Origin of the sequence: Thermococcus sp. JdF3, assembly GCF_012027495.1 — an archaeon.
GTDB lineage: Archaea > Methanobacteriota_B > Thermococci > Thermococcales > Thermococcaceae > Thermococcus.
In genome coordinates this window covers 134,120-147,351 of the sequence record NZ_SNUK01000003.1, presented here as the reverse complement: position 1 = coordinate 147,351, position 13,232 = coordinate 134,120, and the positions used below count along the sequence as shown (strand labels likewise).

Below are 13,232 nucleotides of genomic sequence, written 5' to 3'. Positions count from 1 at the left end.
ATTAGTTAAGTTTTTAAACTCATCCCTCAAGTTCACTCCGGAACTCGTGAGGCCTCCCCGATAAACGGCGGGTTTCCCGCCCGAGGGGGCCGAGGTTCGAAAGATTTAAAAAGCCATCCTAGTCAATCGGACTAGACCAAAGTTTGGAGGTGTATGGAAATGGCTAAGGAGAAGCCGCACATTAACATTGTCTTTATCGGACACGTCGACCACGGTAAGAGCACCACCGTTGGAAGGCTCCTGTTCGACAGCCAGAACATTCCGGAGAACATCATCCAGAAGTTCGAGCAGATGGGTGAGAAGGGTAAGTCCTTCAAGTTCGCCTGGGTCATGGACAGGCTCAAGGAGGAGCGCGAGAGGGGTATCACCATCGACGTCGCCCACACCAAGTTCGAGACCCCGCACAGGTACATCACCATCATCGACGCTCCGGGCCACAGGGACTTCGTTAAGAACATGATCACCGGTGCCAGCCAGGCTGACGCCGCCGTTCTCGTCGTCGCCGTCACCGACGGTGTCATGCCGCAGACCAAGGAGCACGCCTTCCTCGCCAAGACCCTCGGTATCAACCACATCATCGTCTCCCTCAACAAGATGGACATGGTCAACTACGACGAGAAGAAGTTCAAGCAGGTCGCCGAGCAGGTTAAGAAGCTCCTCATGATGCTCGGCTACAAGAACGTCCAGGTCATCCCGACCAGCGCCTGGGAGGGCGACAACATCGTTAAGAAGAGCGACAAGATGCCCTGGTACAACGGCCCGACCCTCTTCGAGGCCCTCGACCAGATACCGGAGCCGCCGAAGCCGACCGACAAGCCGCTCCGCATCCCGATCCAGGACGTCTACTCCATTAAGGGTGTCGGTACCGTCCCGGTCGGCCGTGTCGAGACCGGTGTCCTCAAGGTCGGTGACGTCGTCATCTTCGAGCCGGCCAGCACCATCTTCCACAAGGCCATCCAGGGTGAGGTCAAGAGCATCGAGATGCACCACGAGTCCATGCAGGAGGCCCTTCCGGGTGACAACATCGGATTCAACGTCCGTGGCGTTGGTAAGAACGACATAAAGCGCGGTGACGTTGCCGGACACAGCAACAACCCGCCGACCGTCGTCAGGCCGAAGGACACCTTCAAGGCCCAGATCATCGTCCTCAACCACCCGACCGCCATCACCGTCGGCTACACCCCGGTCCTCCACGCCCACACCCTCCAGGTCGCCGTCAGGTTCGAGCAGCTCCTCGCCAAGCTCGACCCGAGGACCGGTAACATCGTCGAGGAGAACCCGCAGTTCATCAAGACCGGTGACTCCGCCATCGTCGTCCTCAGGCCGACCAAGCCGATGGTCATCGAGCCGGTCAAGGAGATCCCGCAGATGGGCAGGTTCGCCATCCGTGACATGGGCCAGACCGTCGCTGCCGGTATGGTCATCTCCGTTCAGAAGGCCGAGTGAAGGGCCTTCTCTGGCCTTTCCTTTACTTCCTTAAGCCTTAGGAGGGACGGAAATGCAGAAGGCAAGGATTAAGCTTGCGAGCACGGACATTAAGGCCCTCAACGAGGTCACCGACCAGATCAAGCAGATCGCCGAGAGGACCGGTGTCAGGATGAGCGGGCCCATCCCGCTTCCGACCAAGAGAATAAGGATCACCACCAGGAAGAGCCCGGACGGAGAGGGCACCGCCACATTTGACAGGTTCGAGCTCCGCGTTCACAAGAGGCTCGTTGACATTGAGGCCGACGAAAGGGCCATGCGCCAGATCATGCGCATCCGCGTCCCCGAGGACGTCACCATCGAGATCGAGCTCATCTCCTGATTCCTCTCCTTTATGCGCCGGGGTAGCCTAGCCTGGGAAGGCGCGGGCCTGGAGAGTCCGTGGGCGTTTGCCCACCAGGGTTCAAATCCCTGCCCCGGCGCCACCAAACTTTGCCTGCGCAAAGCATTGACGGAATTGTGTTTACACGTCTAAAACGCTGATTTTCGTAGAGATTTGGTATTAATTGGAGGTTCTAACGTGTTTTACAGTTCTCAAGACGTTCAAAGAATGCTAGAATGAGAATGAAACCTATTAACATATTCATGGAACTTAAAACTTCATCTGGTTTTCTTGGTATTGGGCTCCTGTGGGCGGAGGTGGGGGAGTCGAACCCCCACACCCTCTGGGAAGCGAGGGTAAGACACTCTTGGCCCTGTATAACGATCCCCTAGTACCTCCGAGCCCAGAGGGGGACCGCCGCTCCGCCCTTGTTCCACTGTAGTGAGGTAGATAGCCATACGGCCACCTCAATCACCTCCTTTACAAGCTGTATTAGCAGTACTGTAGTCGCTAGATTTACTGAAGCTGCTAGGGCCAAGAGCGTCCCAACCTCCACACATAACATTGTGTCTTTACAAACAAATGGTACTTATACTTTTTCATTGTGTTCTTCTAGAGTTCCCATTCGAACTTGGTCTTTGGATTGAGAAATTGGGAATTGATTTTTGAATAAGCTTTCCTCTAAATACATAATCTCCTGCTTATTTATGAAAATTTTAACTTTCTGCTCTTGATCAAGCAGATATACAAAATCCCCAAATTTTAGAAGTTTGCCTTGGAGAATCTGTCCATTTTTTAGGTGAATGATTGCAGGAGGATAATATGCAGTACTAAACCCATAAACAAGTGCCATCATTGTGAAGAGAAAGAACCCAAGTACTAATGTAACTGTAATAAAGATCAGAGAGTTCTCTGAGATTGCTCTATATAGTGAAAAAATGGAAATTGTTGATACTAACATTAAAAAGAGGTAATTGCTGGAGATTTTTCTATTAGCCTCCAATATACTTGAGAATGTTGAAACAGGATCTTTGTTATTTTTCACTATATCGTAAACCGCAATAATGTTTCCCAAAAGGGTATTATCTTTTTTGATTTCCTCTAGTTTCTCTCTGTATTTCTTTTGGAACACATCCAAAAGACCGTGCTTAAGAAAATATTCGTAAGTTTTTACTGCCCAAGAAAGCATTGAGAACATCACAATCTGAAGAAGCACTAGTGCAAGTTTAGGTATCCACACAAGGTAATCTTTGATATAGTACACAGTCCCACCGGGAACTAAGATAAAGAACACAACGAAGATAAATCCTGCAACGTAAAGAACAGATTTATCAGCTTGTTCAACGTGCGTGTCGGCTATTATCCTGCCAAAATAGTAGAGAATTGCACTAAAAGCTACAACTGCTATAGAGACCTCAAGGGGAGTAAACGAAAATGTATCGAGGATCACACGCTAACCCCCCTCCTTTCCCTCAGCAGGTCTTTCATCAGCCCTCGTTACTCTCTCACGCTCCTCACAGATTAGAACCTTGTTTTCTTGAGCTGATGAGTTGATAAAATCCGTGAGCTTCCTCTCCATGACTCACACCGAAGAAAATACCCCCGGCGGTTCTTATATTTAACTCCTGGGAAGAGGCAAAAGAAAAGGGCAAGAACTCAAACTCCCGCCCCGATGTCCTCCGCGATGTCCGGGAGGTCGAGGGCCATGAGCTTGGCCTTGGTCGGGATTCCGTCCCTGCTCCAGCCGCGGGCCTGGTAGTACTCGTCGAGCATCCTGTCGAGCTCCCACGGCGGTACGTGCATACCCTTGCTGACCCCCTCCGGAATCGGCTCCCACATGATCCTGTACGGAAGCGTGTCGTCCTTCCTGCTGAAGCCCTCGCGGACGTTGAAGGCCCTGGCGATGTTCATTATCCTCTCGCCGATGACCATCAGCTCGGCCTCGCCGATGTTCATGCCGGTGAGAGCCTCAACGAGCGGCGGGAAGCCCTCGAGGAAGTACATGTGCCTGGAGAACTTACAGACGCCGGTGGCGTCGTAGACCGCCATGAGGTTCTCGTGGAAGGCAATCTCGAAGCCCTTGTTCTCGCCCTTGGTCCTGTCCACGCCGTCGAACTTCCACCACCTGCCAACGAGCTCGGTTCCGTAGGCGCCGCTGGTGAGGTGGTCGGCACCGCGGACGTTCACGGCAAAGGCGAGCGCCATTCCCTTTATACCGCGGACGTCGTAGGCAGGCGGCTCCATGCCCTTGACGTGCATGGCGAACTTCTCGCTGCCCTTTCCGAGCCTCTCGCTGGCCCTCTTGACACCGTCGGCGAGGAGCTTTCCGAGGTTGCCTTCGCGGTGGGCCATCTTCCTGAGGGCCTCGACGGCGGCCTCGCCGTTTCCGAAGGTCAGCTCGAGGCCGTCAGCTTCCTCCTTGCTGAGAAGGCCCCTCTCGTAGGCCTCCATGGCCCAGGCGATGGTGACACCGGCGGAGATGGTGTCGAGGCCGAGCTCGTCCGCGAGATAGTTGAGGTAGGCAACGGTCTCGAAGTCGTCGAGCTCGAGGACGCCGCCGAAGGAGTAGAGGGTCTCGTACTCGGGACCGTCGGTCATGAAGGTGCCCCACTTCTCGCTCTCGACCTTGATGTACTGGCTGCATGGCTTGTTACAGAGCGGGCACGGCCTCCTGCCGGCGCGGTACTTCGGTGCCCAGAAGTACGGATCGATTCCAATGTGCTCCCTGCCCTCCTCCTTGGCCTTCTCGTAGGCCTTCTTGAAGAAGCCCATCTGCCAGTTCCTGACCGGGAAGGTGCCGCGCTCGCGGTTCATCCAGTCGAGGAACTCGCCGCTTCCGTAGTCCATGTCGGCCTTCGTGGCCGGGTGGTCCTTAAAGACCATCGCCCACTCCTTGATGAGCTCGCGGAGCTTCTCGGGCTGGGCTATCGGTATCTTCTTGGTACCCTTGACGAGGATTCCCTTGAGCTTCTTGCTTCCGAGAACGGCACCGGGGCCGCCTCTACCGGCCTGCCTGTCGTCGGTCTCTATCGTGGCTATCCTGCTGAGGTTCTCGCCGGCCGGGCCGATAAAGGCCGTGGAAAATCCGGGGTACTCCTCTCTGGCCTTCTTCCTGGCCTCGCCGGTCGTGAGGCCCCAGTACTCCTTCGCCGGGACGAGCTTCACCTCGTCGTCCTCTATGACGAGGAGAACGGGCTCCTCGCTCTGCCCCTCGATGATGAGGACATCGTAGCCTGCCTTCTTGAGCTCCTCACCCATCTTGGCTCCGGCCATTGAGCGGCCGTAGGCACCGGTGAGCGGGCTCTTGAAGTTGAAGGCCGTCTTGGAACCGGTTCCGATACCGGTTCCGACGAAAAGACCGGGGGTTATTATCATCTTGTTCTCCGGGCCGAGAGGGTCAGCTTTTGCCGGAACCTCGTCGTAGAGGAGCCTGGTTCCGAAGCCAACGCCGCCGAGGTACTTCCTCGGGAACTCCTCGGGGAGGGACTCGACCCTGACCTCACCCGTGGTCAGATTGACCCTCAGAATCTTGCCCCAGTAGCCACCTTTCGCCTCCATTTCAGAATCACCTCGAAAGATTTTCAGGTTGAAGGATATAAGGTCTTCGCAAAAGGAAGCGTTTCACAGCATATGTTAAGTTAAGTTCAATTGTTAACCATCGGGGAGCACTGAACTGCAGGATGGTCCAAAAGTTTATCAGGATGACCTAAAATTTTCCCCGGTGAACAGGTTGGAGAACACTTTGAACGCATGCAAAACCGGTAAATGGTCATGGGAAATCGTACTCCCGCTCGCAGGCCATCTCGAGAGCACCAGAACACCTGTGGTACGGGCTTTCGCTATCTCTTAAAGACCCTCACGTCAACGACGACGTGCCACACTCCAGGGGCGTAGCGCTTGATGATGAGTTCGTTGAGCTTCTCCGCCTCGTAGCCGTGCTCCCTTGCTGTTTTTCTGAACGTCCCGAAGGGCTCCTCTGGCATCAGCCTTTCCGGCACCGTGTTGTGGTAGTGGATTATAGCCTCGTCCCTGGCTATGCTCAGGGCCTTGGGGATGAACTCGTGGGTTTTCACCACGTAGCCCATGAGAATCCTGTCGGCTATGTCCTCCCCAGGAAAGTCTCGGTTGTCGATGTTGTAGGCAGTCATCCTGTCCTGAACCTTGTTGAGCTCGATGTTCTCAACCAGAAAGCGGAATGTGTAGGGGCTCTTCTCTATGGCTATAACTCTGGCTTTTCCGTGGACAGCCATTGGGAGGCTGAGGTGGCCGATTCCGGCGAACATGTCGACGACCAGCTCGCCGGGCTTTGCAACCTTCGCCATCCTCACGCGCTCCTTCACGTTTGCCGGCGAGAACATTATCTTTGCCACATCGAGCTTGTATTTGATCCCGTTCTCAACATGAACCGTTATCGTGTCGTTTCCGTGGAGGAGCTCATAGTTTGTCTCCCTGAACTCGCCGCCTATTCTGCCCTTTCTGAGGACTGTTTTAACGCCGAGAACCTCCGCGTAAACCTCGGCTATCCGGCGTTTATGGGGTTCGAGCTCTGGCCGTAGGGGGAGGATTAGAACGTCGCCTATCTGGACCCAGTGCTTGGGGAGCATCCTCACTAGCTCCGCCGGAAGTTCGCGGGAAAGGATCTCCCTTATACGGGGTTTTATCAGCTGGGTTCTTCTCATCGGCCTTACTCACCGCGAAAACCTTAAAAGCCTTCCTCTCGTCATTTCGGCAAAAAGCGATGAGAAAGCCTTAAAAACCTGAGGGACGAATTTAAAGCGAGAAATCCTCCGGAGGTAGATGAGGAGTATGGATGACGAACCTTCAAGTAGTTTGTTCTCCCGCCTGTTTAAGTCACGTGAGAAACCCGTCTTTCTTGAGCAGAAGCTCAGCAGGGAAGCATACGAGGACTACAGGCAGCTTTTAATGAAGGCCAGGCCTGAAGTGAACGGCTCGAAGCTCACCCTGAGGCTGTCCAACGGAACGGTTGAACTCGAGGACGGCGTTCTGAGGGTAAAGGCCAGAAACAAAAAGACCGCAGAGAAGATACTGAGGAACCTCCACCACTACGAGCAGCCGCCGAGCATCTGGCCGGCGTACGGGCTGAGCTACTCGCTCAAGAGGAAAAAGGGGACTGTACTCTGATTTCTCCTCCTTCAACTTTCCCCGGATTCTTCCCCAAACCTTTAAATGGTGGGTTAGCCTTAACCCTCCGAGCGGATGACGACCCTTGCCCAGTCTGATGGGTGATGACGTCGGTATTAGCTGACGCGGGGGCGGCGAGGTTCGCGGGCCGATGACCCGCCCCGTTACTGGAGGGAAAGGAATGGCGTCGGATGGGAATCATAATGAAAACGATGGATTTATCGAGTTCTACGCCAGCGAGGCCCTGACGTGCCCGAGGAGGATATACTTCAGGCTGAAGGGCTACCCTGAGAGGTGGCCCGAGTTCGTGAAGGTGCGGCTGAACCAGGGCATAAACACCCACAACGTCCTCGGTGAGATTCTACAGAAACGCTTCGGCTTCGAGCTTGAGAAGCACCTCATCCTCAGATCCCAGAGACTCGGTTTCGAGATACACGGCAGGATAGACGCCATAGGGGACTTCCCAATCGAGATAAAGGGCAAGACCAGTCTCCCCAGCAAACCCTACGACTATCACATGGCCCAGCTCAACATCTACATGCGCTGGGCGGAGGCGGAGTACGGGTACCTGTACTACATCAAGCTCCACGAGGAGCCCATGAGGGTTATAAGCAAAATAGACTTCTCGCGCTTCCCGATAGTCAAGGGACCGAACTTCAGGGCCTTTGAGGTGCCCTACGACGGAAAGCTCTTCCGCGAGACCCTTAAGCACTTCTACTCCGTCAAGAAGGCCTACGAAAGAGGAAAGCCCCCGAAGGGGGAGTACTCCTACACGTGCAGGTTCTGCCCGTACAGGTACCTGTGCTACCCTGATGGGGAGTGAGCGCCTGCTCTCTAACCCTTCTCCACCCTCCATTTGAGTCCATTGTCAACGACCGCGTCCACCTTTCCCTCGTTGTAGAGCTTCGCGATGAAGGCCCTGGCAGGGACGAGGTTGAGGGCGAGCTTCTGGGGCGTGACCTCGACCCCGTAGTACCTCATTATGCGGAAGGCGATACCGTCGATGCCCATCGGACCCTCCCTCAGGATGTCCAGGATGAGGCTTTCGGTCTCCTCGACGCGGCTGAGGTTGAAGTCGAGCAGCTCGAGCGCCTCCTCCCCCTCCACCGGTCTGCCGTGGGAGGGTACCAGGAGGAAGCCATTCTCTGCATAATTCTTTAATTCTGCAATTGAAGCTTTGAATAAGTCGGGGTCGACCAGATACGGCAATCCCACGGCCTCTATGACCCGTGCCCCAAAGAAGGCATCTCCAGCGTAGATAAGCCCGTTCTCCTTGTCCAGAAAGCCTGTCATCCCGGGCGAATGGCCGTTCAGTTTGATCGCCTTCAGGCCGAAGAGTTCGTCGCCCCACTCGAAGACTGCATGAACTTTAACCTCTTCCGGGAACTGGAAGACCAGAAAGCCCCCCGGAGCCTTCGAGCCGAAGGTCAAAAGTTCCCTGTTCAGGGGGCTTTCGGCTATCGAGAACTCAAAGCGGTGCATGAAGAGCGGCGCGTCGATCCTCGGCGCAACCGATACGTGGTCTGCGTGGCCGTGCGTCGCGAGCTGGGCTTTCATCTCGAGCCCCAGTTTTCTGACCTCCCTCTTCAGGTCTTTGTGCCTTCCGCTCCCGTGGCCGGGGTCGACGAGAACGGCTTTTCCATCAGAGACCCGCACAAGTGTTGAGGGGCTGCCGGGATAAAGATAAACCGAATCACCGAGTTTTCTGAGCGCCATGGTATCACCACAAAAGTTGGGAAAAGGAGAATAAAAGGCCATCGATGGAATGGAAAAAGCAGGAAAAGGGAGAAGCCTCAAACGTGCCTCGGGTAGAGGGTCTTCTTGCCCTCGTCCTTGGCCCTCTTGACGGCCTTCTCAACGAGGGTCTTGATCTCGGCCTCAAGGGCCTCGTAGAACTCCGGGTTGACCCTCATCTCGGGGTCGATGGCCTTAACGGCCTCCTTAACCTTGCTCTTAACAATCATCTCAACCATTTCATACACCTCCTTTCAGCGGGGCCGCTTTCAGTGGCCGCCAATAGTCATACCTCCTCGGGGTTTATAACCCTTCCTGCGGTTCCCAGGGTGGTGTACCTATTCTCTCCGGAGAGGTGCCGCCGGGACACACTCCAAAATGTTAAATGCTCCATGAATATAGTGGTTACGGTGGTGGCATGAAAAATCGGAGGCTCGTCCTTATCGACGGCGAGCACTATCCAGACGTTACCGCGTGGGCGGTGGAAAAGCTCGGTGGTGTCTGCTGCGCCGTCTTTCTGGGCGGGAGTGAGAAGATTGGAGACATTCGGGACATCGAGAAGAGGCTCGGGATTCCGGTGTATTACGCGGGGGACTACCTTGCCGCCCTCGCGAGGGCCCTCAGGGAGAACAACGTTTGTGAGGTCGTTGACCTGAGCGACGAGCCCGTCCTGAACTACGAGGACAGGTTTAGGATTGCATCCCTGTGCATGCTCCACGGTGTGACCTACAGGGGGGCGGACTTCACGTTCACTCCCAGGCCGCTGAGGAGGACCAGAAAGCCGAGCCTTGCCGTCATAGGGACGGGGAAGAGGGTCGGCAAGACTGCGGTCAGCGGCTTCATAGCCAGAACCCTCAAGGAGATAGCCAACCCCGTTATAGTCACGATGGGCCGCGGGGGTCCCGAGGAGCCGGAGCTCATAGAGGGGGATAAGTTTGAGATAACCCCCGAGTTCCTGGTCAGGCTGGCGGGGAAGGGAAAGCACGCCGCCTCGGACCACTTTGAGAACGCGCTCACCTCACGCGTTGCGACCATAGGGTGCCGCCGCTGCGGGGGAGGCATGGCGGGGTTTTCCTTCTTCGATGTTGTGGACGAGGGCGTTAAGCTGGCGGAGAGCCTGCCAAACGACCTCATAATCCTCGAGGGCAGTGGGGCAACGTTTCCTGCCTACCGTGCGGATGGGTACGTCCTCATGGTCAGCGCCGCCCAGAAGTCCGACTTCATAGGCGGCTACTTCGGCCCCTTCAGGCTCTCTCTGGCGGACATAGTCGTCGTCACGATGGCCGACTCGGTACGCCCGGAGCGGCTGAGGGAGCTTGAGAGGATAATCCGGGAGACTAACCCCGACGCGGACGTGCATTTGACCGCATTCAGACCGAGGCCCCTCGGGGACGTTTCCGGGAAGAGGCTGGCCCTTGTGATGACGTCGGGGCTGGCCCTCGAGGGGGCGAGGAGGTACATCGAGGGTCTGGGGGCGGATGTAGTCCATGCCTCCGGCAACCTGTCGAGGAGGCCCGCACTGAGAAAAGACCTGGAGGGATTTGAGGGCATCGACGCGGTGGCCGTTGAGCTCAAGGCCGCCGCTGTGGACGTTGTTACCAGGTGGGCCCTTGAGAGGGGGATTGAGGTGGTGTATCTGGACAACGAGCCGGTCAACATCGATGGGAAGGACCTGGGGGGGGCCGTTTTGAGGCTCGGCCGCTCGATACTGGAGGGGAGAGGATGATAATCGTAACCGACCCCGAGAGCGGGGCCAGGCTCCCGTTCTCAAGGGGGATCCTCACGCGCTCCATAACCCTTGCGGGGGTTGACGTGGGTATCGCCTACATCATAGCCACGGAGGTTCAGAAGGAGCTGAATTCCAGGAATGCCAAGTTCGTCACCACGGAGGAGATACGGGAACTGACGTACCGGAAGCTCATTGACCACGGCCTTAAGGAAGCGGCGAAGCGCTACCTGTTCTGGCGCCAGCTCCGCCGCCTGAAGGTGCCGATAACCATTCTCCTCGGCGGGGCAACGGGCGTCGGGAAGTCAACGATAGCGACCGAGCTGGCGTTTCGCCTCGGCATAAGGAGCGTTATAGGAACGGACACGGTAAGGGAGGTCATGAGGAAGATAATAGCACCCGAACTTCTCCCCGACCTCCACACGTCGTCCTTCCTCGCCTGGACGGCCGCTGGCAGGGTCAAGGGAAGGGACTCCCCCCTGATCAGGGGCTTCGAGGAGCAGGTCCGTCACGTGTCCGTTGGCCTCAAGGCGGTCCTTGAGAGGGCCCACAAGGAGGGCTTCAACACGGTCATCGAGGGCATACACCTGGTTCCCGGCTACGTGGAGCTCGACGACAGGGACTTCATGTACGTGGTAACCGTGGGGAGCAAGCGGGACCTGGAGGCCAGGTTCTACGAAAGGGCGCGCTACAGCAAGAGGCCCGCCGAGTACTACATCGAGCACATAGACGCCATCATGGAGATACAGGATTTCATTGTGGAGATGGCCAGGGAGCACGGGGTTCGGGTGATAAACAACGTCGAACTCGAGAGCACGGTGGACGTTATAATGGAGGACATAATGGAGCGGCTGATGAGAAAGATGGGAAGGGACGTCAGGGGGTGAACGGGCCCTTTATCTTCCATATTCCAAGGAGCCTTCCGCTCCCCCAGGTGGCCTGAACCTCAAATGCCACTATCATTTCGGGGTATATGTCTATGAGGTTGAAGCTGTTTCCGAAGGGGTTCCTGTGGAGCTCCCAGCTTATGGAGCCCGCGTTGACTATGGGTGTTTTCTCAACCTTGACTGCGAAGGAGTTGCCCCCGTGGCCGGTCAGCACGAGGCTGGCCTCCCCCCACGTCAATGTCCTCAGCACGTCGCCGGCGTCTTCGAGGAATCCCACCTCCCTGCTCCGCGGAATCGGAATGATGTTGTGGTGCAGAACGACCACCGTAAAGCTCCCGCGATACTCCTCGAGGTGCCTCGCTATTTTCCGCTGGCCTATCCGTCCGACGACCCCTATTGGAGTTTCGTACTGGGCGCTTATCACTGGAAGGAACGTGAAGCCCTTCATCTCCACGATTTCCGGTTCGCCGAAGTACTCCAGAAACAGGTCGTAGCCCAGGTAGGTTATGTCGTTGTGGCCGGGAACGACGAGCTTTTCCGCTTTGATCTTCTCGTAGAACTCGTAGGCCTTCTCGTAGTAGCGCTCTATCCCCATATCCACGATGTCACCGTTGTGGATCACTATGTCGGGCCTCAGCTTTTCGTTTATGGTGCGCACGGCGTTTTCGAGTACCTTCCTCCTGAAGTACATCCTGTCCGAGACGTTGCTCTCGCTCATCTGGACTATCCGGAGCAGGCGCTCTCCACGGGGCACGAAGATCTTCGGCTTTATGGGTCTGTGTTCCTTCTGCACCTCGTCCCCGGTCACGCGTTTTATCGTAACCTCGATCCTGCCGTCGTCGTGGATGGTGATGATGTTGTAGCTGTTCACGTCCCCCTTCCTCGTCTTCCTGCAGGATGTGCAGCCCGCGTTGTCGATCACCATGTCCTCGATGCGGTAGACGTTGGGCACGTGCTTGTGGCCGCAGGTGTAGAGGCTGACCTCGTGCCTGAGGAGGAGGTCGAGAACGTCGCCGGCGTTGTACAGAACGTTTCTCTCCCGCCCGGTGTCGGGCAGCGGGACGAGGTGATGGTGTGCGGCGACGATTTTGAACTTTTTCTCGGAGTACTCCTCGAGTCTCGACTTGAGCCACCGGAACTTGTGGCCGCCCACCCTGCCGTCGCTCAGGTCGGGTATGGTCGAGTCAACCCAGATGACGACACCGTCGCGGAACTCGTAAACGCCGTTAAGCGGGCCTATGAACTTCTCGAACAGCTTGTAGCCGACGTTCCTGACATCGTGGTTGCCAGGAATGACAACGAGCGGCTTCTTTATTTTTCTAAGCTCGTACGAGGCCCGCTCATACTCCTCGCGGAGGCCCTGGTTGGTCACGTCACCGGTGTGTATCACGAAGTCGAAGTCCCCGCGGTTCACGTCGTTGACTATGAGGTCGTAGGCGTAGCCCTTGTAGGCGCTCTCGCTGGTTATGTGGGTGTCGCTTATGTGCGCTATCCGTATCATAACCATCACTCCGCCGCGATGGCTGTCTCGAGCCGCCTCCGGCTGGCGGTCAGCAGGTCGCTCAGGCTGAATATGCCGACTATCTCCCCATCTTCCTTGATGAGCATGTGCTTGATCCCTTTCTTGGCCATCAGGTTGAGGACGTCCCTCACGGGAGTGTTCGCGTCGACTGTTATCAGCTCCCCGCTCATTATCTCCCTGACGGGGGTGCCGTTCGACAGCCCCGGGATGACGACACGTCGGATTATGTCACTCTTTGTGAAGAATCCCACCACCCTGTTTTCTTCAACGACAACCAGGGAGCCTATGTCGAACTCCACCATGACCTCGCAGGCGCGCTTTACGCTGTCGTCCGGAGAAACGCCTATCAGTTTTCTCGTCATGTAAACCTTAATCGGGGCATCCCCATCCATGTTACCACCCAAAATAAAAGTG

At 56.2% G+C, this 13,232-nt stretch carries 14 protein-coding genes and 1 tRNA gene; 7 read left to right on the top strand and 8 right to left on the bottom strand.

Annotated elements, in window-relative coordinates:
* Positions 1–159: 159 nt before the first annotated feature.
* The 3 genes from tuf (at position 160) to E3E42_RS05875 (ending at position 1,910) form a co-directional block, all read left to right on the top strand.
* Complete coding sequence (gene tuf / locus E3E42_RS05885; RefSeq protein WP_167903361.1) at positions 160–1,446, top strand: translation elongation factor EF-1 subunit alpha; 1,287 nt, start codon at positions 160–162, stop codon at positions 1,444–1,446.
* Between the two features lie 52 nt (positions 1,447–1,498).
* Complete coding sequence (gene rpsJ, locus E3E42_RS05880; RefSeq protein WP_014011815.1) at positions 1,499–1,807, top strand: 30S ribosomal protein S10; 309 nt, start codon at positions 1,499–1,501, stop codon at positions 1,805–1,807.
* A 16-nt stretch (positions 1,808–1,823) separates the two neighbouring features.
* A tRNA-Ser gene (locus E3E42_RS05875) sits at positions 1,824–1,910 on the top strand.
* Between the two features lie 486 nt (positions 1,911–2,396).
* On the opposite strand, the gene E3E42_RS05870 is transcribed toward E3E42_RS05875, so the two are convergent.
* The 4 genes from E3E42_RS05870 to E3E42_RS05860 all read right to left on the bottom strand — a co-directional run bounded on the left by E3E42_RS05870 (position 2,397) and on the right by E3E42_RS05860 (position 6,486).
* Entirely contained in the window at positions 2,397–3,257 is an 861-nt protein-coding gene (locus E3E42_RS05870; RefSeq protein WP_167903360.1) for a hypothetical protein, read from the bottom strand.
* 3 nt (positions 3,258–3,260) lie between these two features.
* Positions 3,261–3,386 (bottom strand): hypothetical protein, encoded by a 126-nt coding sequence (locus E3E42_RS12085; RefSeq protein WP_255453637.1) that lies wholly within the window; start codon positions 3,384–3,386, stop codon positions 3,261–3,263.
* Positions 3,387–3,463: 77 nt separating this feature from the next.
* Positions 3,464–5,365 carry an aldehyde ferredoxin oxidoreductase family protein gene (locus E3E42_RS05865; RefSeq protein ID WP_167903359.1) on the bottom strand — a complete coding sequence of 634 codons (1,902 nt, stop codon included), beginning with the start codon at positions 5,363–5,365 and terminating at the stop codon, positions 3,464–3,466.
* A gap of 281 nt (positions 5,366–5,646) precedes the next feature.
* Positions 5,647–6,486, bottom strand: coding sequence for a class I SAM-dependent methyltransferase family protein (locus E3E42_RS05860; protein ID WP_167903358.1), 840 nt, complete (start codon positions 6,484–6,486; stop codon positions 5,647–5,649).
* Between the two features lie 127 nt (positions 6,487–6,613).
* On the opposite strand from E3E42_RS05860, the gene E3E42_RS05855 reads away from it, so the two are divergent.
* Together E3E42_RS05855 and cas4 are read left to right on the top strand one after the other, a co-directional pair.
* A complete protein-coding gene (locus E3E42_RS05855; RefSeq protein ID WP_167903634.1) occupies positions 6,614–6,949 on the top strand; it encodes a hypothetical protein in 336 nt (111 codons plus the stop codon).
* Between the two features lie 181 nt (positions 6,950–7,130).
* Positions 7,131–7,772: a CRISPR-associated protein Cas4 gene (gene cas4 / locus E3E42_RS05850; protein ID WP_167903357.1), complete on the top strand. Its 642-nt coding sequence runs from the start codon at positions 7,131–7,133 to the stop codon at positions 7,770–7,772.
* An 11-nt stretch (positions 7,773–7,783) separates the two neighbouring features.
* On the opposite strand, the gene E3E42_RS05845 is transcribed toward cas4, so the two are convergent.
* The gene (locus E3E42_RS05845; protein WP_167903356.1) at positions 7,784–8,665 is read right to left on the bottom strand and encodes an MBL fold metallo-hydrolase; all 882 of its coding nucleotides are present in this window, start codon (positions 8,663–8,665) and stop codon (positions 7,784–7,786) included.
* Between the two features lie 77 nt (positions 8,666–8,742).
* Positions 8,743–8,922: a hypothetical protein gene (locus E3E42_RS05840; RefSeq protein ID WP_148882030.1), complete on the bottom strand. Its 180-nt coding sequence runs from the start codon at positions 8,920–8,922 to the stop codon at positions 8,743–8,745.
* A gap of 179 nt (positions 8,923–9,101) precedes the next feature.
* Between E3E42_RS05840 and E3E42_RS05835 the strand changes: the two genes are divergently transcribed.
* Both E3E42_RS05835 and E3E42_RS05830 read left to right on the top strand, forming a co-directional pair.
* On the top strand, positions 9,102–10,409 hold the full coding sequence (locus E3E42_RS05835) for a 2,3-diphosphoglycerate synthetase (protein ID WP_167903355.1): 1,308 nt from the start codon (positions 9,102–9,104) through the stop codon (positions 10,407–10,409).
* On the top strand, positions 10,406–11,296 hold the full coding sequence (locus tag E3E42_RS05830; protein ID WP_167903354.1) for a 2-phosphoglycerate kinase: 891 nt from the start codon (positions 10,406–10,408) through the stop codon (positions 11,294–11,296). The genes E3E42_RS05835 and E3E42_RS05830 overlap by 4 nt, the downstream gene beginning before the upstream one ends.
* On the opposite strand, the gene E3E42_RS05825 is transcribed toward E3E42_RS05830, so the two are convergent.
* Positions 11,286–12,797, bottom strand: a complete 1,512-nt coding sequence (locus tag E3E42_RS05825) for a metallophosphoesterase (RefSeq protein WP_167903633.1) — start codon at positions 12,795–12,797, stop codon at positions 11,286–11,288. The genes E3E42_RS05830 and E3E42_RS05825 overlap by 11 nt on opposite strands.
* A gap of 5 nt (positions 12,798–12,802) precedes the next feature.
* Entirely contained in the window at positions 12,803–13,210 is a 408-nt protein-coding gene (locus E3E42_RS05820; protein WP_058938461.1) for a CBS domain-containing protein, read from the bottom strand.
* Between the last annotated feature and the right edge of the window lie 22 nt (positions 13,211–13,232).